Raw genomic sequence first — 23,423 nt, forward strand, 5'->3', positions numbered from 1 at the left:
TTACGCAATCGGTTCTATCAACAGGGATTTTTGCTCAAGGGCCGGCATGATGGCGCTATCCAGCGCGATAAAATCGGCGCCCTCGTCAAGATAGTGGCGGGCGCGGCGTTCGGCGGCACCGTCGCCCGCGGCCGAGCGGACGATGATGATAAACGACGAGGGAATCGTCCCTTCACTCTTCAGTTTCAGGGCGAGTTTAAGCATCTGCGCGGGGTCGAGATCGTAGACGGGCTTCGCCATGCCCGCACCGGCGTCGAAAAGCCCGGAGGCGAGGACTGCGCCGTCAAAGCCGCAGATGGACGATGAGACGAGTCCCGAGTGTACGAGGTCGCGGTTCTTATTTTTTGAGACAATTTCGATGAACATCGGTCCCGTGAACGCTTTGCCGATGTGTCCGGCGATTGCCAGCGGGCTGATCCGGCCGTATTCGCCCAGCAGTATTCCCGAACCCGCCGGCACCTTCGCGCACGAAGCGGCGGCCGATTCGATCGATTCAATCGACGCGATGTACGCCAGCCTGGTGATTACGGGCGCTCCCATATAACCTCCCGCGGGGAATGGCATTTTGACCAGTCGACCGGCCCGTGATAGGCGGTAAAACGGTCGAGTTCGCCGCTCTCCTCGAGGCGCCGGTAAATGGTGTGCCAGACGCAGTCCCGGTCTTCGTATACTTCGCAGCGCGTACCCTTTATGCCCTCGCACGGGCCGTTGCGCACTCCCTTGGGGCACAGGGTGACGGGGCAGAGCATGGAGGTCTCGTTGAGAATGCATTCGCCGCAGTGTGAGCAGCGCTCGTAAAAACGCCCCAATCGTTCGACCATCCCCGCGAAATCCGTGTCGAGGGCGGCGACCACCCGCTTGCCGGTCACTTCGGCGATGGCCTGCACGCCACCTCCGCAGGCAAGCGCAATGAGCGCGTCGGCGCCGGAGAGTTCCTCTTCGATACGCCTGAAATCGCGCGCCGAGATGCGTTTGTCGCAGGGAGACTCTATGGAGATGGTCGCGAGCACCTCGCGGTCGGCGAACATCTCCATCATCTCCTTGACCTGTTCCGAGCCCCCGGTGCGGCAGACCGCGGCGCACTCGGAGCAACCGACGATGATTATTTTCCGTGCGTCGGAGGCGTACTTCTTTACGATTCCGGGGTCCTTTTTATGGGTGACAATCATAACGCACTCTCCGGGATTGCTGGAAGGCGCGGATTTTTTCCGCGTCCTCCACTATTTACGGGTGCCGGATTAAAATCAATAGTTTTTCAGATCGGGCGGCCTTTCAGGCCGGACGGATGCGGCCGCCCGGTCCGAAAGGCGCGGCATTCGGCTTGACTTCGGTGTTCGAATCATTTAGGAAAACCGATGATTGGGCGGGAGGAAAGCGACAAATGAAAATCACCACGCTTAACTGCAACGGCCTGCGCTCCGCCGTGGAGAAGGGCTTTTTCGACTGGCTGCACACGGAAGGGCCGGACGTGTTGTGCCTGCAGGAGACGCGGCTTTCCAACGAATTTCGGAAAACAGGGCGTTTCACCCCGAGGGCTACCACTGTTATTTCAACAATGCCGACAAAAAGGGCTACAGCGGGGTCGCTATTTTCTCCAAAACCGAGCCGGATGGCCTGATCGTCGGAGATGGCTGGGCAACGATGGCCGATGAGGCCCGCTATATCGAGGCGCGTTTCGGTAAACTCAGCGTGGTTTCGCTCTACCTTCCATCGGGCTCGAGCGGGCCAAAGCGGCAGGAGGTAAAATTCGATTTCTTAAACCGCTTCATGGATCAACTGCGCTCGATGCGCCGCTCGCGGCGCGAGTACGTGCTGTGCGGCGACTGGAACATCGCCCATAAAAACATCGATATAAAAAACTGGCGGTCGAACCAGAAGAACTCGGGCTTTCTTCCCGAGGAGCGCGCCTGGATGGACGAGCTTTTCGGGCCCGCCGGCTTTGTCGACGCTTTTCGCGTTGTCAACCAGGAGGCCGACGAGTATACTTGGTGGTCGCACCGCGGCCGTGCCCGCGAAAAGAACGTCGGATGGCGGATCGATTACCAGGTGGTTACCCACGGCCTCAGGGAGAAGGTGGTTTCGGCCTCGATTTACAGGAACAAGCGCTTCTCGGACCATGCGCCGCTTACCATGGTGTACGACATGGAACTTCCGCGCTCTTCCCCCTCTCAAGCCGCTTGTCGAGCTCACTGACGGCTTTCCGGAATTCGTGGCGAGTATGTTGTTTTCGGGACCCCTCCGATATCCTTCCGATAAAAACGGGCGTTTCAGATGAAGGCCTGGACACCCCGCCGACAGGGACCGGATGGTTTCAGATAAAAAAATACTGGATTATTCCATAAGCCACGGCGTATAATTCGAGGCGGCCGATTGCGGCGCGCATTTCCTCCGGTCCGCTTCGCGGATCGGTCTGCGCCGCCGAAATACGGCATTCCGTAAGAGGGGGGCCTTATCGTGCTGAAACGATCAGACATGAAGGTTCGTATTCGGCGTTTGGCGCTTGGAGTTATGCTGTGCTGTGCGCTCGCGCAGGCGCCGGCGGACCTTCGGGCCGCCGACTGGCCCATCTACAAGGGAAACATCTATTTTACCGGTAATAACGATGAGATCGTCGTTAATAACAATAATCTCAAGTGGCTATTCGAATCTCCGGGCACGGTGTTTAACCCGGTCGTTTCCGACGGGAAAGTATATTTCCTCGACATTAAGAAAAACGTCTACTGTCTCGACGAAGAGGAGGGGAAACTCCTGTGGAGACTGGACCTGCTCCAGACGTCCGCCCAGTTCAACCCGACCCGCCGCCCCGCGGGCAAGGTAAAGTATCCCCTGGTGAAGGGAGATACCCTGTTCGTTTCGGACTCCTATGCGATCTACGCGATAGATAAGAACAGCGGCGCGGTGCGCTGGGCCCGTACAGGCATGCCCGAGGAGCACTATGGCAAAACCTCCGGGGCCATGGTCGACGGTATTTACTCCGACCCATTCGTATCCGACGACGCAATTTTGTACGGAACCAGGAACGTATTCATGTCGCGCGAGTTGAAGAATGGCAGATCCGTCTGGAGCAACAGCGCGATCGGAAGCTACAGCGGCTTTCCCACGTTTTACGACCGCTACGTGCTGACCCAGTCCATGGATTTCAGCAAGGACCGCTATTCGGTCTTCTGCCTGTTTGCCGACAGCGGAAAAATAAAATGGGAAACCGTAATTGAAAAGCCGCCGGTCATTTACCCGCCGGTGGTATACAAGGGGAATGTGTATATCGCCTCCGGCGCAAAAATCTATTGCCTGTCCCTCGAGGGCGGTCGGGTGCTGTGGTCCAGGGAATACGGCGACCTTATAACGTCCAACCCCGGCTTTACCGAGCGCGAAATCCTCTTCTCGGTCGGTAACAGGAGGATCGTATCGGTCGATCCGGCCGATGGCGGGGTGCTCAACGATATCGATTTCGGTGAGCGGACCGGTCCGTATTTTGTGACGATACGCGACCAGATATACATAGCGCATTCCATCCAGCGGAACGTGGGCGGGCGCGATCTGCCCTTCACCTCCCTCAAGGCCATTCGGTTTTCGAACAACGAGAAGCTGTGGGAGTTCGTCTCGCCGTTTCCGGGCGCGCCGTCTCAGCCCGTAGCCTCCAGGGGTATCATGCTTCTTCCCGCGGGCAACTATCTCTATGCCGTCGGCACCGAGTACTACCCGCGCACCGTAAAGGGAGGGAGCGGTTATTACAAACCGGGGAGTGAAAAGCCGGTGACCGATACCGCGCTGCGCCCCGAAGTGAAGGAGGAACCTCTCGAGCCGGTAAAGCGAGAGCCCGAGAAAACGCTCCCCCTTCGAACCATGAAACTCTCCGTGTCCGATGAGGGAGACAAACCGACCGGCGCCAGGGTGAGCGTGAAAAAGCGGGAAAAGGACCGGCTGGTGTATTCAAAAGAAGTTACGGTGAGTAAGCCCGGCGAGATAATCGAGGTTCCCGACACCGACGGCGTAGAGGTGATGGCGAATTCGGACGGATTTATCCCCAAAAAAATCGTCGTAAACCGCGGCGACGACGAACGCTCGATCAAACTGGAGAGGATAGAGCAGGGCAAAACCATCGTGATGGACAGCATCTACTTCGAGATCGACCGGGCCTATCTGAAAAAAGAATCGCTCGACGTGCTCGACAGGGTCGCCGCCATTTTAAAGAAAAATCCCTCGATGAAGATCGAGGTGAGGGGGCATACCGATTCCACCGGGGAGAGAGCCCACAACCAGCGGCTTTCGGAGCGGCGCGCCGACGCGGTCGCCGAGTATATGATCAAGAACGGCATAAGCCCGGAGCGCCTTTCCGCGGTGGGTTTCGGGGCCGATAAGCCGATTGCGAGCAACGCGAACGAAGATGGGCGGAAGAAGAACAGGCGCACGGAGTTGTTCATCATCCGAAAATAAAACGAAGGGGAAGGTGGTAGCGATGAAAAAAACGGTAAAAACCGGAAAGACGGCGGAAACGGCTGCCGGAAAGAAGGCGGCTAAAAAGCCCGCTGTAAAGGCGAAATCCGCGCCGAAAATTAGATCCGCGCCGAAAACCAAATCGGCGGCAGTGGCGAAAAAGCCTGCGGTGAGGATCAAGCCGACGAAGAGGAAACCTTCTGTCTCCCTTAAAAACCGGGCGAAAAGCGCGCCCTCCCGGAAATCAAAAGGAGCCACCGGCGCGGGAAATGCGCTCCTCGCCGAACTGCGCGCCGCGGTCTCGGATCTGGACGCTGAAGGCATCCGCCACCTCATCCGACAGGCGGCGGTACTGAAGCACAACATGCGGGTGATGAAGGATCATACCGAGCGAAAAAAGATGGCGACGGGGGACGCCGTGCGCAAAGGAGGCGGCGTTTCGAACAAGACCGCCATCGACGTGAAAGAGGCCGACGACAACAGTTCGTTTATCATCATCATCAACAACGCGCGGAACTTTTTCGCGCTCGACGAGATGCGCAAGCTTGTGGCGATCTGTCATGCGGCCGAAAGCGAAACGGACGCGGCGCGCCGGTTGTATAACTGGTTCGCTCAATACAGAAAGGACGTTCTTCTCGATACCGATATCGGCGGATTCGCCGATCCGGCTCTGGGTACGATATATCGATTCATAAAGGGAAAGTATGCGCTGAAGCAGGGGTAGGCGCGGGGCGTTCCCGTAAAAACGGAGGGTGGTCATATGGCACAGGCGCTTTCATTTACGGCAGATGTAGTTGTGGTGGGATCGGGCCCGGGCGGAGCGACGGTCGCGCGGGCTCTGGCGAAGGCGGGCAAAAAAGTGGTGCTTCTGGAGCGCGGGATCGATCATCGTGGGAAATCGTATTACGGCACCTATATCGGCGCGCTCATGTATTCGGACAGAATGAGCCTGCTTTTTACGAAGGAAGGGCTGCAGATCGTCAGTCCCATCATGCTTGGCGGCGCGACCGGCATGTACTGCGGGTGCTCGGCCAGACCGCCGGGGTGGCTGAAGAGGAAATACAAGATCGACATCGACAAAGAGGTCATCGAGACCGAGAAGGAGCTTTTCATAGCGCCGCTACCGGCCGAGCTTCGCGGGAAAGCGTCCACGCGGATCGCCGAGGCGGCGGGCAACCTGGGGTACAAGTGGTTCGCGCAGCCAAAGTTCATGCAGCCTTCCCGGAGCGAGCATTTCGACTGCACGGCCTCGTGCATGCTGGGCTGTCGCTGCGGTGCGAAGTGGAACGCGGCGGAGTATGTCGATGAAGCCGGGGGATACGGGCTCGAAGTCCTGACCGGGGCGCGGGTGGATCGTGTTCTCGTTGAGGGCGGCCATGCCGCGGGAGTGGAGGGGCGCATCGGGATGAAACCCTTTACGGTGCGCGCGGGAACGGTTGTGCTCGCCGCGGGAGGCATCGGCAGTCCCCGCATTCTCCTGGCTTCCGGCTTTAAGGACGCCGGCGTGGGGATGACGATGGATACCACGGTGATGGTGTATGGTTTCATTAAAGACAAGGGGATCGGCAAGGAACCTCCGATGACCTGGTCGTGGGAAAACGACGAGGATGGTTACATGCTCTCAACGCTCATCGACCCGTGGCTGCTCTATCCGCTGGGGGCCGTTCGCGTTGGACTGCGGCACGCGCTCAAATGGCCGCGCTGGGGCAACATCCTGGGAGTGATGATTAAACTCAAGGACGATATTTCGGGCGGGGTGTACCCGAAGTATATCAGCAAACAACTGACGGCGGGTGACCGCCTGCGGCTCTCGAAGGCGGAGGCGGTGTGTAAAAAGATCCTCCTTAAAGCGCGGGCGGATTCGTCGGGCATCTTTACCAGGCCGCTCATGGGCACGCACCCGAGCGGTACCGTGCGGATCGATACCATGCTCGACAAGAATCTGATGACGAGCGTAAAGGGCCTGTACGTCTGCGACGCAAGCGTCTTTCCCGAGTCACTCGACAGGCCGACGGTTCTGACGATTATCGGGCTGGGGAAGCGCCTGGCGGGGCATATACTCAGGCAAAAAAAATGAGGAAACCCGCCCGATCTTTTCGTATTTTACATAACTGGATTCCGCGGTAACGGGGAATCGTGCGCCGCGGGGGCCCGGCGGGTTTTCATTAACTCAATCAGAGGAGGTTGCTCATGGAACGAAGAGGAGTGGTTACTTTCAAGGGGATGCCCGTAACGCTTCAGGGGCGCGATATTCCCGTGGGCGATATGGCCCCGAATTTCACGGCGATCGACAAGGACATGCGGCCGGTGAAGCTTGACTCCCTGAAGGGCGAAATCGTGATCATAAGCGTTGTCCCTTCTCTGGATACCCGCGTCTGCGAACTGCAGACCAAACGCTTCAACGAGGAGGCGGCGAAGCTCAATGTGAAACTGGTGACGATATCGATGGACCTCCCGTTCGCCCAGCGAAGGTTCTGCGATTCGTTCAAAATAGAAAATATCACCATGCTCTCGGATTACAAGGACAGGGAGTTCGGCATGCGTTACGGCATGTATGTCGAGGAGCTGGGGCTTCTGGCCCGCGCGGTGTTCATCGTGGACAGGGACGGCAAACTGGCTTATAAACAAATAGTAAAGGAGTCGGGAGATCAGCCGGATTACGACGCGGTGCTTTCCGAGGCAAGGAACCTTGGCGCCTGAGGGGGCCGTGGTATGGGAATGAGGCGATGAAATAAAGATTTGACACTCGTTGTTACGGACTGTAGCCTATTCCATTATAACGATCAATCTGAATGGGCCGAATGAAACCGAACAACGCATCCGCTCCGTACGGCATTCTCGTCGCGGCGATATTGATTGTCGTAAACACGGCGGTGTATGCGAGAACGAATATAACCCTCACTCCGGCCGGAGGCATTACCATGCCTGCCGGGTATTCGGATGACAGCCTTGAAGTTGAGGTGCAGCAAAAAGCCGATCTGAACGGGCCGATTATCGCCGATTCTCTTGCCATGGGGAATATCACCGGATATCCGGTCGGCAAGGCGCACGTGGGCAGCCTGCCTCATTTCTCTGTCGGGGTTGCCCTGGGCACGGGTATGACCAATATGCGGTATTTCGACGATAGCAGGCCCGAGAGTGACAACGGCAGCCTCCCCGGAATAACGCCCAATCCCGTTCTCCATTTTGCGCTGGGACTGACGAAGGATTTCGATGTTCTCGGTAAGTACTTTTCGCTGTCGGATACAGTGGTAGACCCCGGACTGGATACCGATATCGCCAAGCTAACCGATTATAAACTGCTGTCGCTCGGCGGGAAGCTGCGCTACAACATCGTAAAACGGAAGAAGCTCCTTCCTTTCATTTTCAACTTCGGGGGACTTACCGTATCCGCGGGGGCCGACTTTCAGTATGGCGATATAAGGGTTCAGGGCGATTACGATGCCGATCTGCCCGAAGTCGATGTCAGCATCACCGCTCCCGCGGCTTTCACCGGAACCATCACCACACAGTTCGACGGGCAGTACGCCGCGCGGGCACTGTACAGCATTTTTTCACTCTCCGCTCAGGCGGTGGCCTACTTCGATGTTTTCTACCTTTTTTCTTTTTATACGGGATTCGGGCTTACCGGAAACGTGGGATATTTTAAAATGGATTTTGACGGTGACGGCGTACTGACAACGGATGATCCCGGCTACAACGCGGCGGCGGGGACCGATCAGATCGGCACACTCCTTTTTGAATCATCAAACAAATACCACCCATACTACGCCTTTCCCACCTATCTCATCGGCCTCGAGATCAACCTGTGGGTGTTGAAAGTAACCGGCGAAACCATGGTGAACCTCTACAACCGCCGCGACGTTAACGCAACAGTCGGCGTTCGCGTGCAGATTTAGCTATCGTTCGGGCCGCAGCGCCTTCCATAACAGATCGAATATCTCCTCGATGCGCTCTGTGAGTTTCCATTTCATGCCGTGGTAATACCAGGTATGGATATGGCGATAACAGAGCATGTAGTACATCATTTCGATGATCCTCGGCGTTACCGACGCGTCGATGTCGCCGCGTTCTTTGCCGCGCTCCACAAGCTCGCGAAGTATTGTTTTTACGTCCTCCCGGCGATATGAATGCTCCTGCATCCAGGTGCGGGTGGGAACGGTGATAAACGCCGTGATGGCCACCGCCGGATTGCGCTCGTAAAAGTCCATGGAGACCCGGACGATCTTCCTGAAAATCTCCACGGTATTGTCGAGTCCCTGTAAGCGGGCTGCGAAAAGCCCGGGGAGCTCGCTCATCTTCTCGTCGAGTATGGTGAAGAGGAGGTCCTCCTTCGATGAGAAGTATTTGTAGATGGTACCGGTGCTGATTCCCGTCTGATGGGAGATGTCGCGCAGGTTGACCTGGTGGAAGTCCCTGCGCGAGAAGAGGTCAAGCACCACGGGATAGAGGCGCCGTTTGATTTTGTCCGGGAGCGGATGAAGCGTTCTCCGGCTTCCCGTATCATTTCGAAGGTGCTCTTTCATCTGGATCGGCGTGGTTCTCCGCCCGGCTCAATATTTCAAGCGCTGCGTGTGGGAAAGCGCGGCGCCGGTAACCGGGGGCGTCGAGGGCGGGTGTAGCTCATGGCGGACATTTCGGCAAGGACATTTCGGAACGATACTGTCGCCCGTATTAATAATTTGACGGCGTGCTCCGGATGGATCATACAATGATAAAATGAATTTTATTCCTGATTTTCGGTTGGCGAGGTTGGCATGAAACGTACGGCGGCGCTGTTCGCGTCACTGGTCCCCTTATTCTGTACATCCGGCGCGATTACGACGCTTTCCGTTGAGGCGCAGGAAAAAAAAGTCGTACTTCACTTTTTCTACGGGCGCGAGTGTCCGCACTGTAAAAGGATTGAGCCTGAAATAGAGTCGCTCGTGAAGAGCAATCCCCGGCTGGAACTGAAGAAGTACGAGGTGTGGTATAACACGGATAACCGGGCGCTCCTGATGCGGATGACGGAAGAGCGCGGCAAAAGCGCACAGGGTGTCCCAATCGTCATCATCGGCGCCGACGTCTACCTGGGGTCCGATATGGCGAAAATAAGAGATATTGCAGCCAAAAACACGCGAAAGCATAACTGATCCGGCAGGGGACGGTGACCGGCGCCGGTTCAATTGCGCAATTAAAACTAAATATATTTAAGTATTTATTATCTATTTTATAAACAAAAATATTGACACGGGGGGCGCGCCCGCTACAGTGATTTGAGATAGTTCCCCCTTAAGTTAAAAATTGCGAGGTAGCCATGATTCTATTTAACCCAAAGAAATATGACGGTGCCGACGTCGACCCTGAAACCAGGGACATTTTATTAAAGACGATCGATTTTTTCGAGAAAAAGGGCCTGAAGAAAATCAAGGAGGACGACCAGTCGAGCGTCTGGTACGATGATTTCCTCGAGTTCGTAAAAAAGGAAAAGGTCTTCGCCACCCTGCTCACTCCCTCGGGCTATGGAGAGAGCGACTCGCGCTGGGACATGTGGCGTATCGCCAAAATGAACGAAATTCTCGGCTTCTACGGCCTCTGTTACTGGTATACTTGGCAGGTTTCCATCCTCGGCCTCGGCCCGATCTGGATGGGCGCCAACGAGGAGATGAAGCACAGGGCGGCGAAGCTCCTTAAAGACGGCGGAATTTTCGCTTTCGGACTTTCGGAGAAGGAGCACGGTGCGGACATCTACGGCACGGACATGATGCTCTATCCCAAAGGCGACGGAACGTATGTGGCCCGTGGGGACAAGTACTATATCGGCAACGGCAACGAGGCGGCACTGGTCTCGGTCTTCGCCAAGATGGCGGATACCGGAGAATATGTCTTTTTCGCGGTCGATTCAAAACATCCCAATTACGAATGCGTCAAAAAGATCAGCACCTCGGGCGTGCGGCAGGCCTATGTGGCCGAGTTCGCCCTGCACGATTACCCCATAACCGAGGCCGACATCCTCGCGCGCGGCCAGCTTGGCTGGGACTCCTCGCTCAATACGGTAAACGTGGGCAAATACCAGCTTGGCTGGGCGTCGATCGGCATCTGCACCCACGCCTTTTACGAGGCGATGGACCACGCGGCCAACCGGAACCTTTACGGCAAGTTTGTGACCGACTTCCCGCACGTCAAAAAGATATTTACCGAGGCCTATGCGCGCCTTTCGGCGATGAGACTTTTCGGCCTGAGGGCTTGCGACTACATGCGCACCGCCGGCGAGAAGGACCGCCGGTATCTATTGTACAATCCCATCCAGAAGATGAAGGTCACAATGGAGGGCGAGAGGGTGGTGGGTCTGCTGCACGAGGTCACGGCCGCCAGGGGCTTCGAGCAGGACACCTATTTCGAAATGGCGATACGCGATATCGGCATGCTCCCGAAGCTTGAGGGAACCACTCACGTCAACATCGCGCTGGTCGCCAAGTTTATGAAGAATTTTCTCTTTGCGCCGGCCGAATACCCAGAGGTGGCCAAAAGAAACGACCAGACGAATGACGCCTATCTGTTCAACCAGGGAGCGACCGCGGGCCTGTCGAAGATCACATTCCACGATTACCAGGCATCCTTCGACGGTATCAAGAGCGCGAACCTCGGCATCTTCAGAGAGCAGATCGACGCTTTTAAGGGCTTCCTGGCCAAGGGCACTCCCGATGAAAAGCAGAGCAAAAACATGGATTATATGCTCCAGGTCGGGGAGCTTTTCACGCTTATTCCCTATGCACAGCTCATATGCGAAAACAAGAAGATCTACGGGGTGGATGACGTCATAATCGACGAGATTTTCAATTTTATCGTTCGCGATTTCTCGGCCTATGCGCTGAGGCTCTATACGGGCCAGGATAACAGCGATATCCAGAGCGAGCTGATTCTCAAGATGCTCCGCAAGCCCTCCCAGGACCAGACAAGTTTCAATGCCGTCTGGGAGAAATATGTCTATGCCATGAAGGGACAGTACCAGATGAATCAGTAGCGAAAAGCCGGGGTGCCGCGGCGGTTACGCGACATAAGTCGTCCCGCTGCGGCATCCGGCCTCCCATTCTCAGGGCCGGGCCGCGGATGGGAGAGGGGATGGGGGCCGGGTGCGGTTTCATTAATCTCTTGACAGGCCGGCATATTTTTGTACAATAATTCCCTGATGACGGCCTTTGAAGTGTTTTTAATTAAATTTCTTTACTTTTTTTTCCGATTATATTACAAGTACTACGTATAAGGTGCCTCTCGGCAAGAAAATGAAAGTGATGCTAAGCAGCGAAGCCTCCGTCGGAGGGGGTGGACTCGTTTTCTGGCGGACAGCGGGCCTTGCTCGAAGACATTATGTTAGCGCAAAAATCATTTTTAAAAGGAGTTAAAAATGAAGAGGGAGGTCAAGTCGATTATATTGGCGTTTCTGATGGGGTGTTTGATTCTCCTTGTTGGGAGCGGCAATATAACCCTGCAGGCGCAGGAGGAGGCCAAGAGCACGGCGCCGGAGAAAAAACAGCAGACCGGTCTTATCGAGGACTGGCTGAATGATTTCGAGGCGGCGGAAGACTGGAGGGCGACGGCCACCTCCCCGCTGGGCGACACGAAGATACGTAAAATACCGGGAAAGCCCCGTCCGGTGGACGATAACGGCAATCCCATTGAGTTTCCCAACGAGATCACCGACGATAATGGAATAACCCATAAAAATGAATTCGTACTGGGTGTAAAAACCTATTTTATGGATCGGGGTTTCGATCGCGTCGAGGTGCTTCCCCCCAATGAATACATAATCCGCGGCAAGGCCAAGGAGATCAAGGTATGGGCGCTGGGGAGAAAGTTCCGCCATACCTTGTTTGTAAAGCTTCGCGATTTCAGGGGAAGGCTGTACAAGATCAAGATCGGCAGGCTGGATTTCTGGGGATGGAAAGAGCTTTCGGTCGTCATTCCAGGCTGGTTGCCGCAGTCTGCAAGCTATGCCATGCTTGATAAAAACCTGCACTTCGTTTCGTTCTTCGTAGAGAGCGATAATTTCGAGGTTCCGGGGACGTTTTATTTCTACCTGGACAACTTCAGGGTGATTACCGACCTCTCCGAATTTACCGGCGATACCTTCATAAGGGATACGTGGTAAACGAGAGCAGGGTATACTATCAACGGAGGCATGCAATGAAAATTGAATATAATAAACTGATTCCCGCCCTTGTGTGCGGCATCGCGGTCGTGGTCGCCGGGGTCCTCGCTCCCGACCGGGCCAGTTCCAGACTGAATACCAATGTCCCCGCCGACCTCAGCGAGAGGGAGCTTCGGGCCCTCGTCGTAGAGGACTTCGAGCAGCAGACCGACTGGATCATTGATTCGGTGCCGAAAAAGAACGCCGATGAGAAAAAGAATCCGGTACCGGTGCTCGAGCTTAGATATATAGAGGGCGGCCCCTCCGACCTGATCGAGGAGAAATGGTCCCAGGATAAGAAGGGAATGGAGAAGAAACAGGCCCTGGGCGTCCATTTCAGGTTCAAGTATCCCGGTTTCAACTCGGTGCACCTGCTGCCGCCGCCCGAGGTACAGTGGGACGAGCCCACGAAAAAGGTTATGACCTATGATCCGCGCACGGGGGCGGAGGTCCAGGAAAGGGCTGTCCAGCTTCCCGGAAGGGCAAAGGGTGTTTCGATATGGTTTCACGGACGCGGCAACGACTATACCCTCGAGGCGTGGGTGAAGGACTTCAAGGGAGATGTCCATATTTTAAGGATGGGCTCGCTCAACTTTGTGGGTTGGAGGCCGCTTAGGGCTTTTATACCCGAAAATGTCCCGCAGGAGATACAGTCCTATCCGCAGACCAGGGTGACGAAACTCGTGCGCCTTGTCATCCGCGCGACCCCCTATGCGGGGACGGAAAATGTGTACATGTTCTTCGACCAGCTTAAGGTTCTCACCGATGTATTCGAAGTGAACTTTGACGGGCAGAATCTTCACAAGGCCTTTCAGGGTGGGGCCAAGGGGAGCGCCGATACGACGAAAAAGTAACGAAACACCGGCTTTTACGTAGCCAGCCGCGAACAAAGAGGGTGCCGATCCGGAAAGGGGGCATCCTCTTTGCTCAATAAAGTGCTTGCCAAAATAGTCGCCGGGATATACGCTGTGACCGAGATTTCAGGGTTAGCCGGGCCGAGGCAGTCTCCCTTCCTAAATTATACAGGGGTAGCGGGAGAGGTTGTCTGCCGGATTCAGATCAATCCCTCCCTATAATTCAGTAGCTCGAAACATGGAATTACCCGGGTTGTGTGAACTAAGTCAGGGGGATTTGCTGTTCGTAACGCTAAAAAAAGCGTCGCAATTCGAGAGTTATCGTATAACCGGAATATGCAACGGCCTTCACCGGTCCGCGGCGGAAAGAGGCATGCCGTCTCCGGGTGACACGGTGACCTTATTACATCATGGCAGAGGGTAAGGCTATGGAAAAAGAAAAACTTCTGGATAAAGTGAATTCCCTTTTTAAAGAAGAGTTGTGGGGCCGCATCGAGCCCAAAGATATTGGAATATCAAAATTCAAGATTCTCGACGATCTGTTCAACAGCCTGGTCGGGGACAATCTTTTCCAGGAAATACTTGAACTTTGCAAAAGCCACCTCGTCGAGCACCCGGATTCCATCACCGCGTCGTATCTGGTGGGCCTTATCGGCTACCACCTGGACCGGATGGAGGACAAGTTCCAGCTTCGCAAGCTCATCGATCTCTTTCTCGATCACCACAAGTGGGCGGTGGTCGAACGCATTTCAGAGAAGATCCTGGAATACGGTGAAAACAGGGTGGCGCTCAAGGCGCTCGCGACGGCTCTCGAACGCCTGGGCCGCAATCGGGAGGCCATTCCCGTATGGGAGAACCTGCTGAAAATAGATCGATTCGACGCGGACGTTTCCAAAAAGATCGCGTTCGCGATCATCGAGGACGACCCGGCGAAGAGTATTCAATACATGAAGCTCTCGATCGAGGGCTATATTAAAAACGGTGAATACGACAATATTGTGGACCTCTGGAACAAGCTGGTTTCGGTTTCCTGGGAGGATATACAGTTCTTTGAAAGGATCGAGCGGATGCTGGTTGAGGCAAAGCAGCGCGAGCTGGCGGCGAGCCTTTTAAAAACGCTCCTGCACAAGTATCGCGACGAGGAAAATCCCGACCAGTCCATCGAAATTTTAAAAAAGATACTCGAATACACGCCCGAGGACAACGCGGCGCGACGCGATATCGTAAAGTTTTACGAGAAGAAGTACGGCAACCATTCGCAGTATCAGCAATTCCTCAAGCTGTCCAAGTTCAACAATTTCAAGCATCCCGTACGGCATGCCATCGAGGACTTCGAGAAGAACATCGTTTTCGACAAGGGGAACTACGCCTTCCATCGCTCGTGGGGGGTCGGCAAGATCGTCGACATAAACAGCGAGTATCTGGTCATCGATTTCAGGGGAAAGAACGAGCACCGGATGTCGATCCAGATGGCCCTGCAGTCCATGAAGCCACTGAAGCACGACCATATTTATGTTATGGATTATGAAGACCCCGATGTGCTCGCGGCCCTTTTCAAAGCGGACTTTATACAGTTTTTCGAGGCCCTCATCAAGTCGTATGACGGAGAGATGACGGTGGCCGACATTAAAAAGGAGATGTGCCCGCGATTCATCGACCCGAAGAACTGGTCGAAGTGGTGGAGCCGCACCCGCACGGAGATACGCAAGGATCCGCGCTTCGGGGTTTCCGAGAAAAAGAAGGATATCATCTTTATGCGCGACAAGCCGGTTACTTTCGCCGAAGAGCTGCTCGACTCGTTTATAAACGGGCTTTCGTTCAGCGAGAAGATGAATGTCGCCATAGAGTTCGTCAATAACGTCGAGCCCGACGAGGGGGCGGCGATGGCTCAGTTTTTTATCGATTATTACACCAGGGAGGCCCGCGAGTCGACGCCGACCAAACAGATCCTTTCATACTTCATACTGCGGGGGCTTTCGAAATTCGTCGACGCCAAGAAACTGAAGCTCGATCCGATCAGGACCAAAATCATCGACTTCATGCGTGAGAGCGGCGAGCTCCCCTTCATCTCGATGAAGATCAGCTCCTATGACAATAAGAAGGACCTGGTTAATCTGATCGAAGAGGCCCGCGAGGACTGGCCGAACGTTGTCGCCGAAATATTATTCGAGACTCCCGTGCGCATACACCGCTACATCTTCAACAACCTCATCCGCGCGCATGCGTACAATCCCATCAACGGATTTATCGACAGGGTGATCACCGGGGCCAAGCAGTATCCCGAAATCTTTCTGTGGGTTGCCCGCAATCTTGCCACGCGCGCCTGGGATTACGAGTGGCTTGACTACTCGCGCGAGAGTCTGCTGCTTACCTTCTTCCGGTTGATGAACGAGCTCAAGCGCATCGAGACGAAGGGCAACCGCCTGAAGAACATGGCGCTTGATATCCTGTTCGACAACGAAGGCGCCGTGCTCAAAGACGTCGTCGGCCAGAGCAGGGAGCCTTTCCTCGGCAAGGTGTACGATATGCTGGTGGGAGTTCCTTATGTGGAGGACTCGCATAAAAACAGATTTCTCGCCATCATCAAGGCAAGGTACCCGGAATTCAAGGCATATACCGCGGCGCAGCCGAAGGAGGGCGCGGATGAATGGGTGCTCGACGTGGAGAAGATCTATGCTTCTCCCGAGGGTTACCAGAAAATGACCGACGCGCTCAACCGCATGGTGAAATCGGAGATGACATCGCTTTCGCGGGAGCTCGCCAGGGCGGCCGACATTTCCGGCGACATTCGGGAAAACGTTGAGTACAACGCCCTAATGGAGAAGCAGGCGATATTGAAGATGGCGATAAACAAGCTCGAGGATGAGATAAAGAAGGCCGAGGTTGTGAATCCGGCTTCGATCTCGATCGAGACGGTCAATGTCGGCGCAAACGTCCTGGTGGAGGAAATTGACTCGGGCGAGCGGAACCTGTACACGCTTCTTGGCCCCTGGGACGCGGACTACGAGAAAAAGATCCTCTCGTACCGCTCGCCGATCGGAATGGCGCTTCTGGGCAAGAAGTCGGGGGATGTCATTGACCTGAGGATCGGCGACGAGGCGCGTAAACTGAAAATTCTATCGATAGAGAAATACAGGCAATGAACAGTTACGACGATTATTTCCCCTGCAACGGAAACGAGCTGATGTGCGAGGGCCTGCCCCTCCGGGAAATAGGCGAGCAATACGGAACACCGCTGTATATCTATAGCGAGAGGGGATTTCGCGAACGATATCGCGAAATAGATGGGGCGCTTGCGGGCGTTTGGCACCTCATCTGTTATTCGATAAAGTCCAATTCGAACGTCAACATCCTTCGAACGATGGCGGAGATGGGGTCGGGTATGGACGTGGTCTCGGGCGGGGAGATACGGCGTGCGCGGGCCGCAGGGGTCGACCCGGGAAAGATCGTGTTCGCGGGCGTGGGCAAGACCGACGAGGAGATTTCCGAGGCGATCGACTGGAAGATCCTCATGTTCAACTGCGAATCGTTCGAGGAGATGGAGAAGATTGACGGCATTGCGCGCGCAAAGAAGGTTGTGGCCGATATCTCGGTCCGGGTGAATCCCGACGTAGACGCGAACACGCACCATTACATCACGACTGGCAAAAAGGAGAACAAGTTCGGGATAGCGATCGATCAGCTTCTCGAGCGGCGCGCCTTTGTAAAGGGGCTTGCGGGCCTACGCCTGATCGGAATACACTGCCATATCGGCTCGCAGATCGTCGACATGCGGCCGTTCATCGCGTCGCTTGAGCGGCTGATCGCGCTTATCGACGAGTTGAAAAGGGGCGGCTTTAAGGATATCGCTTACATCAATCTCGGCGGCGGAATGGGGATCCGCTACAGGGACGAGGAATTTTTCCCGATCGCCGAGTGGGCCGGCGAGGTGAAGAAGCGGGTTTCGGCCGCCAAACTAAGGCTCATCATCGAACCGGGGCGTTATATAAGCGGCAACAACGGGGTGCTTCTGGTCAGGCTTCTGTACAGGAAGCAAAGCGCCAATAAGGTGTTTCTTGTCACCGACGGCGGCATGAATGATCTTATTCGGCCATCGCTCTATTCCGCGTACCAGAACGTGCAGAACTGCGTCCGCCGGGATGCGAACGAAGTCGTCGATGTCGTGGGGCCTGTCTGTGAATCCGGCGATTTCTTCGCGAAGGACCGCGAGATAACGCGCTCGGAGCAGGGGGACTATCTCGCCGTAATGTCCGCAGGCGCGTACGGCATGTCGATGGCCTCCCGGTACAACACGCGCCGTCTGCCCGCAGAGGTGATGGTCGGGACCGACGGAAGTGCGCGTCTTATCAGGAGACGCGAAACGTACGACGACATGCTGGCGCACGAACTCCCTCTGTAAAATTAAATTGACAAATACCGTGCGTCATTTATAGGGATGTATCCTTGCCGCGATGGCGGAATTGGTAGACGCGCCAGGTTCAGGGTCTGGTGGGCGTACGCCTGTGAGGGTTCAAATCCCTCTCGCGGCAAAGGTTTTTTTCCTCTTTCAGGCGACATCAGAAAACCCGTAAAAATCAGGTTGTGATCCTCCCCCATGTTCCAGATACAGGTTGTGAGACATATGGACGAACCGGCCGAACGTGGAGAATCCCGCTTCGTCATTGATGATTACGAATCCCCGTGCGAAATGGATGGTGGCGGGCTTTTGCACTGCACCGATGCGTTTAAAAACCTGGAGCATTTTGAAGAAAGCGTTGGTGCGGCGGGCGATCCGTTCGGCGAAATCGGCGGCAGTATATGGCGCTGCCATGCGGAAAGCATGGAGGTCATCGAGCTTGAATCCGGCTTTTACATCCAACCGCTCGCCTCCGCGTCCATGGCGCCACCGTCTTTTCCATCCGTCATCTATATAGATCCGTTCAGCGCGTTCGGCGACGGCAGGCACCCCAGCACGTCGCTGTGCCTGCGTTTTCTCGCGGAGCATGCGGACTCTTTCACCGCTGACGAGCGCGCCATGCTTTCCGTTCTCGACGCCGGGGCGGGTACCGGTATCCTCTCCATCGCCGCGGAAAAACTGGGCGCGGGATTGATCGACGCGGTGGAGCTGCACGGTGCGGCCGCGGAAAACGCCCGGAGAAATGTCCGCCTCAACGACTGCGTCCGCGTCACTGTGCGGCAGGGAGATCTTCTGGCGGTGAGATTCGGTGGGGAGTACGATATCGTGCTCGCCAATCTCATCTCGGACGTTATGATCGCCTGCCTTGGCGTGCTCACTCCGCTCGTGCGCCCCGGCGGTGTCATGATCGCCAGCGGCATTGTAAAAGCGCGCGCCGCGGAGGTCGAGGAGCGCATTATCGACAGCGGTCTGAGGTTCAGGGATATCGCGCTCCTCGATGGCTGGATGGGATATCTTCTGACGCGCTGAGCCGGCGCATTATTATCAGGCCTTTACCACGACCTCGATGAGCTTTTCGACCGGCTCGGCCCCGATGATCTCGATGGTCTCGTTGATTACGGTCTTCGGGACGGAACTGACGTTGTACTTTACCGCGAGCTGGGGGAAGGTTCCCGCGTCCACCATGTCCGCGCGTATCCTGGGGCTTTCGAGCGCGATGCGATGCGCCACGCTGACCGCGGCGGGGCAATACGGGCAGGTGAGCGAGATAAAGACCTGGATGTGAACGTCCCTGGCTATTTTCTTTATCGCTTCGGCCTCCTTCGCGGGGAGTGCTTCTTTTTGACCGGAAACCTCGAAGATGCTCTGGATGAACGAATTGATTTCGTAACCGCCGGGTAGGCCGAAAAAGCGCACGCCGGTGTCGTTGTCGTTTTTATCCAGCAGAACGATCGCGGGTATCTTGTCAATCCTATAGTAGGCGGCCTTGTCGCGGTCCTTTACGAAATCAAACACGACCAGTCCGATCTTGTCGCTGAGCGATGTGAACTCGTTTAAGAATTCGTGGGTCTCCTTGCAGATGCCGCACTCCATTTCCTGCGTGAAATAAAGCAGGTTGACCCGGTCGGCAAGCTTCGCCAGGATATCGCCTATCTGCTTCCTTACTTTGTCATCGAAGATTGCCATACTTCATCCTCCATTCTGTCGTTATGATTCTCTTAGCACGTATTCGCAGGCGGAAAGCGCCGCCTTGGCGCCCTCCCCCGCCGCGATGATAATCTGCTTGAAGGGAACCGAGCTTACGTCTCCGGCGGCGAATATCCCCGGGCGGCTGGTACGGCAGGCGCAATCCACGTTGATTTCACCGAATTCGTTCAGCTCGAGCAGGTCTTTGACCAGTGCGTTATTGGGGATAAGGCCGATCTCAATAAATATGCCCTGCGCGTTCAGTTCGCTGACGGCGCCTGTCGCCCGGCTTTTAACCACGACGTTCTCCACCCGGAGCTCCCCCTTTATTTCAACGACCTCGTGTTCGTACATGACCGTTGTGTTGGCAAAGGCTGAAAACGCATCCACAAGGATTTTGTCGGCGGTGAGTTCGGAGAGGAGCTGGATGACGGTGACGTGTTCGGAGATCTTGGCGAGATCTATCGCGGACTCTATTCCCGAGTTGCCACCGCCCACTACGACGACCCGCTTGCCGGCGAAGAGCGGGGCGTCGCAGATGGCGCAGTATGCCACGCCCTTGCCGGTGAGTTCGGCTTCGCCGGGAACGCCAAGCCGCCTCCAGCTCTTGCCGGTGGTGATGATGAGCGTGCGGGCCCTGAAGGCGCTTCCGTCCTCGATCCGTATCGTTTTTACCCTGCCGTCCTCGATCGAATCGGCTTTTTTGCCCTCGACAACGGCGATTTCGAACTGTCGCACCTGCTCTCTGAATTTCGAGGCGAGGTCGACGCCGGTGATGTAGTTGTAGCCCATGTAGTTCTCGACGGTGGAGGTGTCGGAGAGCTGGCCCCCGAAGTCCATGGTGATCAGCCCCGTGGAGACCCCCTTGCGCATGCAGTAAACGGCGGCCGTCAGCGCCGCGGGCCCGCCGCCTATTATTATAACGTCGTATAACACGTCCTCCTTCATCGGGACCACCCTGTCGTCGGTCCCGGATGTGCCGATACTCAGCTTGAATTCCATGACAACGGACACTCCTTCCGGGTGATGGCGGCGGGCAGGGCCTCCGGAGGGGGTCCGGCCGCACCGCAGAATTATGTTACAGGATTACGCGGGTGCTGTCAAGAAGCGATTGCCGCGGGTAATGACGGCTTTAGTGCGGCTATACATTCGAAAGCGACCGGACCAAAATTTACCTACCCGTAACAATTAGCGGCAATTTTGAATTGAACCGCGCCAGAGCGAGGGTATCTTTACTTACACTAACATATCACCGTGATAGTTAAGCGCGGCTATACAAGGAGCGCCATATGTGCGGCATAGTGGGAATAATCAACACCGATAAAAGAAAGATTGACGGAAGCCATATCCGCGAGGCGATACGAATACAGCGGGAGCGGGGCAACGGGCTGGGCGGGGGTTTTTCGGCCTACGGCATTTACCCGGAGAACCGGGATAAATATGCCTTCCATATGATGTACGAGGGTAACCGGCACAATCCGGTGATCGGCCAGGTCGAAAGCTACCTGGAGAGGAAGACCAGGGTCTACCAGTCGGAGGAAATACCCGTGTACCCGAACGAGCGGATCCCGCGCGGTCCTCATTTCAAGCGATATTTCGTGAAAATCCTCGAGGAACAGATCAACGCGGACCAGACCGAAGAGGACTGCGTGGTCGAAATAGTCATGAACATAAACCGCATGGGCGGGGCCTTCGTCGTTTCGTCCGGCAAGAACATGGGGGTGTTCAAAGGGGTCGGGTACCCGGAGGACATCGCCGATTATTTCAGGATTGAGGACTATGAGGCCTACGCATGGACCGCGCATAACCGCTTCCCCACCAATACGCCGGGCTGGTGGGGGGGCGCCCATCCCTTCACCATCCTCGACAAGGCGGTGGTGCACAACGGGGAGATAACGAGCTACGGGACGAATGTGCGCTGGCTCGAGATGTACGGCTACTTCTGCCTGCTTCAGACCGACACCGAAGTGATAAGCTATATTTACGACAAGCTTACAAGAAAGGACCACCTCTCAATGCGTGACGCCTGCTATGTTATGGCGCCCTCGCTGTGGGAGGAGATAGAGCGCGAGAATGACGGCAAGAAGAAGACCCTGCGACAGATATATGGACCGGCCGTGGTGAACGGACCGTTCGGCATCGTGCTCACGCACGAGCGGGGGGCCATTGTGCTCAACGACAGGAACAAGCTGCGGCCCGTGGTATGTGCGAAGAGCGGTAACACCTTTTACGCCTCGTCTGAGGAGTGCAGCATCAGGCTTCTTTCGCCGGAGGTCGATGAGATCTGGTCGCCGCGCGGCGGCGAGCCGGTCATCATCGATCTGCAGCGGGAAGAGGGCAAGGAGGTCGCCTGATGGCCGACATGAACAACAACTGGAAGGTCATACCGCCGTTTCATCCCGAGTTCGACCTGGAGCGTTGTGATTACGAAAACGGATGCGCCATATGCGCGCACGAGTGTTCGTTCGGCGAGATCGGCCTCAAGCCGGTGAAGGGGCCGGACGGCCAGGTGCGACAGCGTCCATGGGCCAACCTCAGTTCGTGCGGCGCCTGCCAGCGCTGCGTGAAGATGTGCCCGCGCAACGCCATTCATATCGCCTGCCAGCCGATGCACACAAGTCATAATTACTGGACGCCGGATTACGTTAACGCCATCTGGCGGCAGTCGGGCGCGCGCGGTGGTGTGCTCCTGGTCGGTAACGGGGCCACCGGTCCGCAGAGGCGTTATTTCGATCATATGATGTTCGATGCCTGTCAGGTAACCAATCCGTCGATCGACCCGCTTCGCGAACCGATGGAGATTCGAACCTATCTTGGCAGAAAGGCGGAACGTTTCGGCGAGGACATGGGTCCGCAGTTGAAGCTGGAGGTGCCGATCATGTTCGGCGCGATGAGCTTCGGGGCGCTCAATCTCCGTGTCCACGAGGCCGAGGCGCGGGCCACTCGGTCAATCGGCACTTTCTGGAACACCGGAGAGGGCGGATTCCATAAATCGCTTCGCGGATACGGGGCCAATACAATAGTTCAGGTCGCCTCCGGGCGGTTCGGCGTATCGGAGGACTATCTGAACTCGGCCGCGGCCGTCGAGATCAAGATCGGCCAGGGCGCCAAGCCGGGGATCGGCGGGCACCTGCCGGGCGAGAAGGTTTCCGGAGAGATATCGGAGACACGGATGATCCCGGTGGGAAGCGACGCGCTTTCGCCGGCCCCGCACCACGACATCTATTCGATCGAGGACCTCAGGCAACTCATCTTCGCCATCAAGGAGGCGGTCGAGTACCGGGTGCCAGTTTCGGTGAAGATAGCAGCGGTGCATAACGTCGCCCCTATCGCCAGCGGAATCGCCCGCGCGGGCGCCGACATCATTACGATCGACGGTTTCCGCGGGGGAAGCGGGGCCACGCCCCTCCAGATCCGCCAGAACACGGGGATACCGCTGGAGCTTGCCATTGCGGCGGCGGACCAGCGCCTGCGCGAGGAGGGCATACGACAGACGGTAAGCTTGGTCGCCTCGGGGGGAATACAGTGTTCCTCGGATGTGCTGAAGGCGATCTGCCTGGGGGCCGATGCGGTGTATGTCGGGACACCGGTACTTATCGCGCTCGGCTGCGGCGTCTGCCAGCGCTGCTTCAGCGGCAAGTGCGCCTACGGCATCACCACCAACAGGCCGGGGCTGGCCGAGCGCATTGATGTTGATGGAGCGACCGAGGCCCTCGAGAACCTGCTGCATGCCTGGGCGGAGGAGATCAAGGAGCTTATGGGATCGATGGGAATCAGCACCATCGAGGCCCTTCGTGGAAACCGCGACCGGCTTCGGGCGGTGGGCCTGACGGCAGGGGAGATGTCCATCCTCGGAATAAAACACGCGGGCGCATAAGAGGAGTCA

The 23,423-nt window shown here is 56.2% G+C and carries 19 protein-coding genes, 1 tRNA gene and 1 pseudogene; 16 read left to right on the plus strand and 5 right to left on the minus strand.

Annotated features, from left to right (window positions below; all coding sequences use genetic code 11):
• Together VLM75_08025 and VLM75_08030 are read right to left on the minus strand one after the other, a co-directional pair.
• Window positions 1-540, minus strand: a complete 540-nt coding sequence (locus VLM75_08025; GenBank protein HSV96866.1) for a hypothetical protein — start codon at window positions 538-540, stop codon at window positions 1-3.
• Window positions 525-1,169, minus strand: a complete 645-nt coding sequence (locus VLM75_08030; protein ID HSV96867.1) for a methylenetetrahydrofolate reductase C-terminal domain-containing protein — start codon at window positions 1,167-1,169, stop codon at window positions 525-527. The genes VLM75_08025 and VLM75_08030 overlap by 16 nt, the downstream gene beginning before the upstream one ends.
• A gap of 212 nt (window positions 1,170-1,381) precedes the next feature.
• Between VLM75_08030 and VLM75_08035 the strand changes: the two are divergent.
• The 6 genes and pseudogenes from VLM75_08035 to VLM75_08060 all read left to right on the plus strand — a co-directional run bounded on the left by VLM75_08035 (window position 1,382) and on the right by VLM75_08060 (window position 8,333).
• Window positions 1,382-2,193: pseudogene (locus VLM75_08035) on the plus strand (exodeoxyribonuclease III).
• Window positions 2,194-2,454: 261 nt separating this feature from the next.
• Window positions 2,455-4,434 (plus strand): OmpA family protein, encoded by a 1,980-nt coding sequence (locus VLM75_08040; GenBank protein ID HSV96868.1) that lies wholly within the window; start codon window positions 2,455-2,457, stop codon window positions 4,432-4,434.
• 22 nt (window positions 4,435-4,456) lie between these two features.
• Window positions 4,457-5,158 carry a hypothetical protein gene (locus VLM75_08045; protein HSV96869.1) on the plus strand — a complete coding sequence of 234 codons (702 nt, stop codon included), beginning with the start codon at window positions 4,457-4,459 and terminating at the stop codon, window positions 5,156-5,158.
• Between the two features lie 36 nt (window positions 5,159-5,194).
• Entirely contained in the window at window positions 5,195-6,511 is a 1,317-nt protein-coding gene (locus VLM75_08050; GenBank protein HSV96870.1) for a GMC family oxidoreductase N-terminal domain-containing protein, read from the plus strand.
• 113 nt (window positions 6,512-6,624) lie between these two features.
• Window positions 6,625-7,134, plus strand: coding sequence for a thiol peroxidase (tpx, locus tag VLM75_08055; GenBank protein ID HSV96871.1), 510 nt, complete (start codon window positions 6,625-6,627; stop codon window positions 7,132-7,134).
• Window positions 7,135-7,235: 101 nt separating this feature from the next.
• A complete protein-coding gene (locus tag VLM75_08060) occupies window positions 7,236-8,333 on the plus strand; it encodes a hypothetical protein (protein HSV96872.1) in 1,098 nt (365 codons plus the stop codon).
• Here VLM75_08060 and VLM75_08065 read toward each other — a convergent pair whose 3' ends face one another.
• Window positions 8,334-8,960 carry a TetR/AcrR family transcriptional regulator gene (locus VLM75_08065; protein ID HSV96873.1) on the minus strand — a complete coding sequence of 209 codons (627 nt, stop codon included), beginning with the start codon at window positions 8,958-8,960 and terminating at the stop codon, window positions 8,334-8,336.
• 231 nt (window positions 8,961-9,191) lie between these two features.
• On the opposite strand from VLM75_08065, the gene VLM75_08070 reads away from it, so the two are divergent.
• The 8 genes from VLM75_08070 to VLM75_08105 all read left to right on the plus strand — a co-directional run bounded on the left by VLM75_08070 (window position 9,192) and on the right by VLM75_08105 (window position 18,880).
• The gene (locus VLM75_08070) at window positions 9,192-9,566 is read left to right on the plus strand and encodes a thioredoxin family protein (protein ID HSV96874.1); all 375 of its coding nucleotides are present in this window, start codon (window positions 9,192-9,194) and stop codon (window positions 9,564-9,566) included.
• Window positions 9,567-9,730: 164 nt separating this feature from the next.
• The gene (locus VLM75_08075; protein ID HSV96875.1) at window positions 9,731-11,437 is read left to right on the plus strand and encodes an acyl-CoA dehydrogenase; all 1,707 of its coding nucleotides are present in this window, start codon (window positions 9,731-9,733) and stop codon (window positions 11,435-11,437) included.
• Window positions 11,438-11,818: 381 nt separating this feature from the next.
• Window positions 11,819-12,562 (plus strand): flagellar filament outer layer protein FlaA, encoded by a 744-nt coding sequence (locus VLM75_08080; GenBank protein HSV96876.1) that lies wholly within the window; start codon window positions 11,819-11,821, stop codon window positions 12,560-12,562.
• A 35-nt stretch (window positions 12,563-12,597) separates the two neighbouring features.
• Complete coding sequence (locus tag VLM75_08085; GenBank protein ID HSV96877.1) at window positions 12,598-13,455, plus strand: flagellar filament outer layer protein FlaA; 858 nt, start codon at window positions 12,598-12,600, stop codon at window positions 13,453-13,455.
• A 428-nt stretch (window positions 13,456-13,883) separates the two neighbouring features.
• The gene (gene greA / locus VLM75_08090; protein HSV96878.1) at window positions 13,884-16,598 is read left to right on the plus strand and encodes a transcription elongation factor GreA; all 2,715 of its coding nucleotides are present in this window, start codon (window positions 13,884-13,886) and stop codon (window positions 16,596-16,598) included.
• Complete coding sequence (gene lysA, locus VLM75_08095) at window positions 16,595-17,854, plus strand: diaminopimelate decarboxylase (protein ID HSV96879.1); 1,260 nt, start codon at window positions 16,595-16,597, stop codon at window positions 17,852-17,854. The genes greA and lysA overlap by 4 nt, the downstream gene beginning before the upstream one ends.
• Window positions 17,855-17,900: 46 nt before the next feature.
• Window positions 17,901-17,984 (plus strand) — tRNA-Leu (locus VLM75_08100).
• A 92-nt stretch (window positions 17,985-18,076) separates the two neighbouring features.
• Window positions 18,077-18,880 (plus strand): 50S ribosomal protein L11 methyltransferase, encoded by an 804-nt coding sequence (locus tag VLM75_08105; protein ID HSV96880.1) that lies wholly within the window; start codon window positions 18,077-18,079, stop codon window positions 18,878-18,880.
• A 15-nt stretch (window positions 18,881-18,895) separates the two neighbouring features.
• Here VLM75_08105 and VLM75_08110 read toward each other — a convergent pair whose 3' ends face one another.
• Both VLM75_08110 and VLM75_08115 read right to left on the minus strand, forming a co-directional pair.
• Window positions 18,896-19,537: a thioredoxin family protein gene (locus tag VLM75_08110; protein HSV96881.1), complete on the minus strand. Its 642-nt coding sequence runs from the start codon at window positions 19,535-19,537 to the stop codon at window positions 18,896-18,898.
• 21 nt (window positions 19,538-19,558) lie between these two features.
• Window positions 19,559-20,539 (minus strand): FAD-dependent oxidoreductase, encoded by a 981-nt coding sequence (locus VLM75_08115; GenBank protein ID HSV96882.1) that lies wholly within the window; start codon window positions 20,537-20,539, stop codon window positions 19,559-19,561.
• A 287-nt stretch (window positions 20,540-20,826) separates the two neighbouring features.
• Between VLM75_08115 and VLM75_08120 the strand changes: the two genes are divergently transcribed.
• Together VLM75_08120 and VLM75_08125 are read left to right on the plus strand one after the other, a co-directional pair.
• The gene (locus VLM75_08120; GenBank protein ID HSV96883.1) at window positions 20,827-21,891 is read left to right on the plus strand and encodes a glutamine amidotransferase family protein; all 1,065 of its coding nucleotides are present in this window, start codon (window positions 20,827-20,829) and stop codon (window positions 21,889-21,891) included.
• Window positions 21,891-23,414 carry a glutamate synthase-related protein gene (locus VLM75_08125; protein ID HSV96884.1) on the plus strand — a complete coding sequence of 508 codons (1,524 nt, stop codon included), beginning with the start codon at window positions 21,891-21,893 and terminating at the stop codon, window positions 23,412-23,414. Before VLM75_08120 ends, VLM75_08125 begins: the two co-directional genes overlap by 1 nt.
• Window positions 23,415-23,423: the final 9 nt, after the last annotated feature.

It is taken from the genome of Spirochaetota bacterium (genome assembly GCA_035477215.1).
GTDB lineage: Bacteria > Spirochaetota > UBA4802 > UBA4802 > UBA5368 > MVZN01.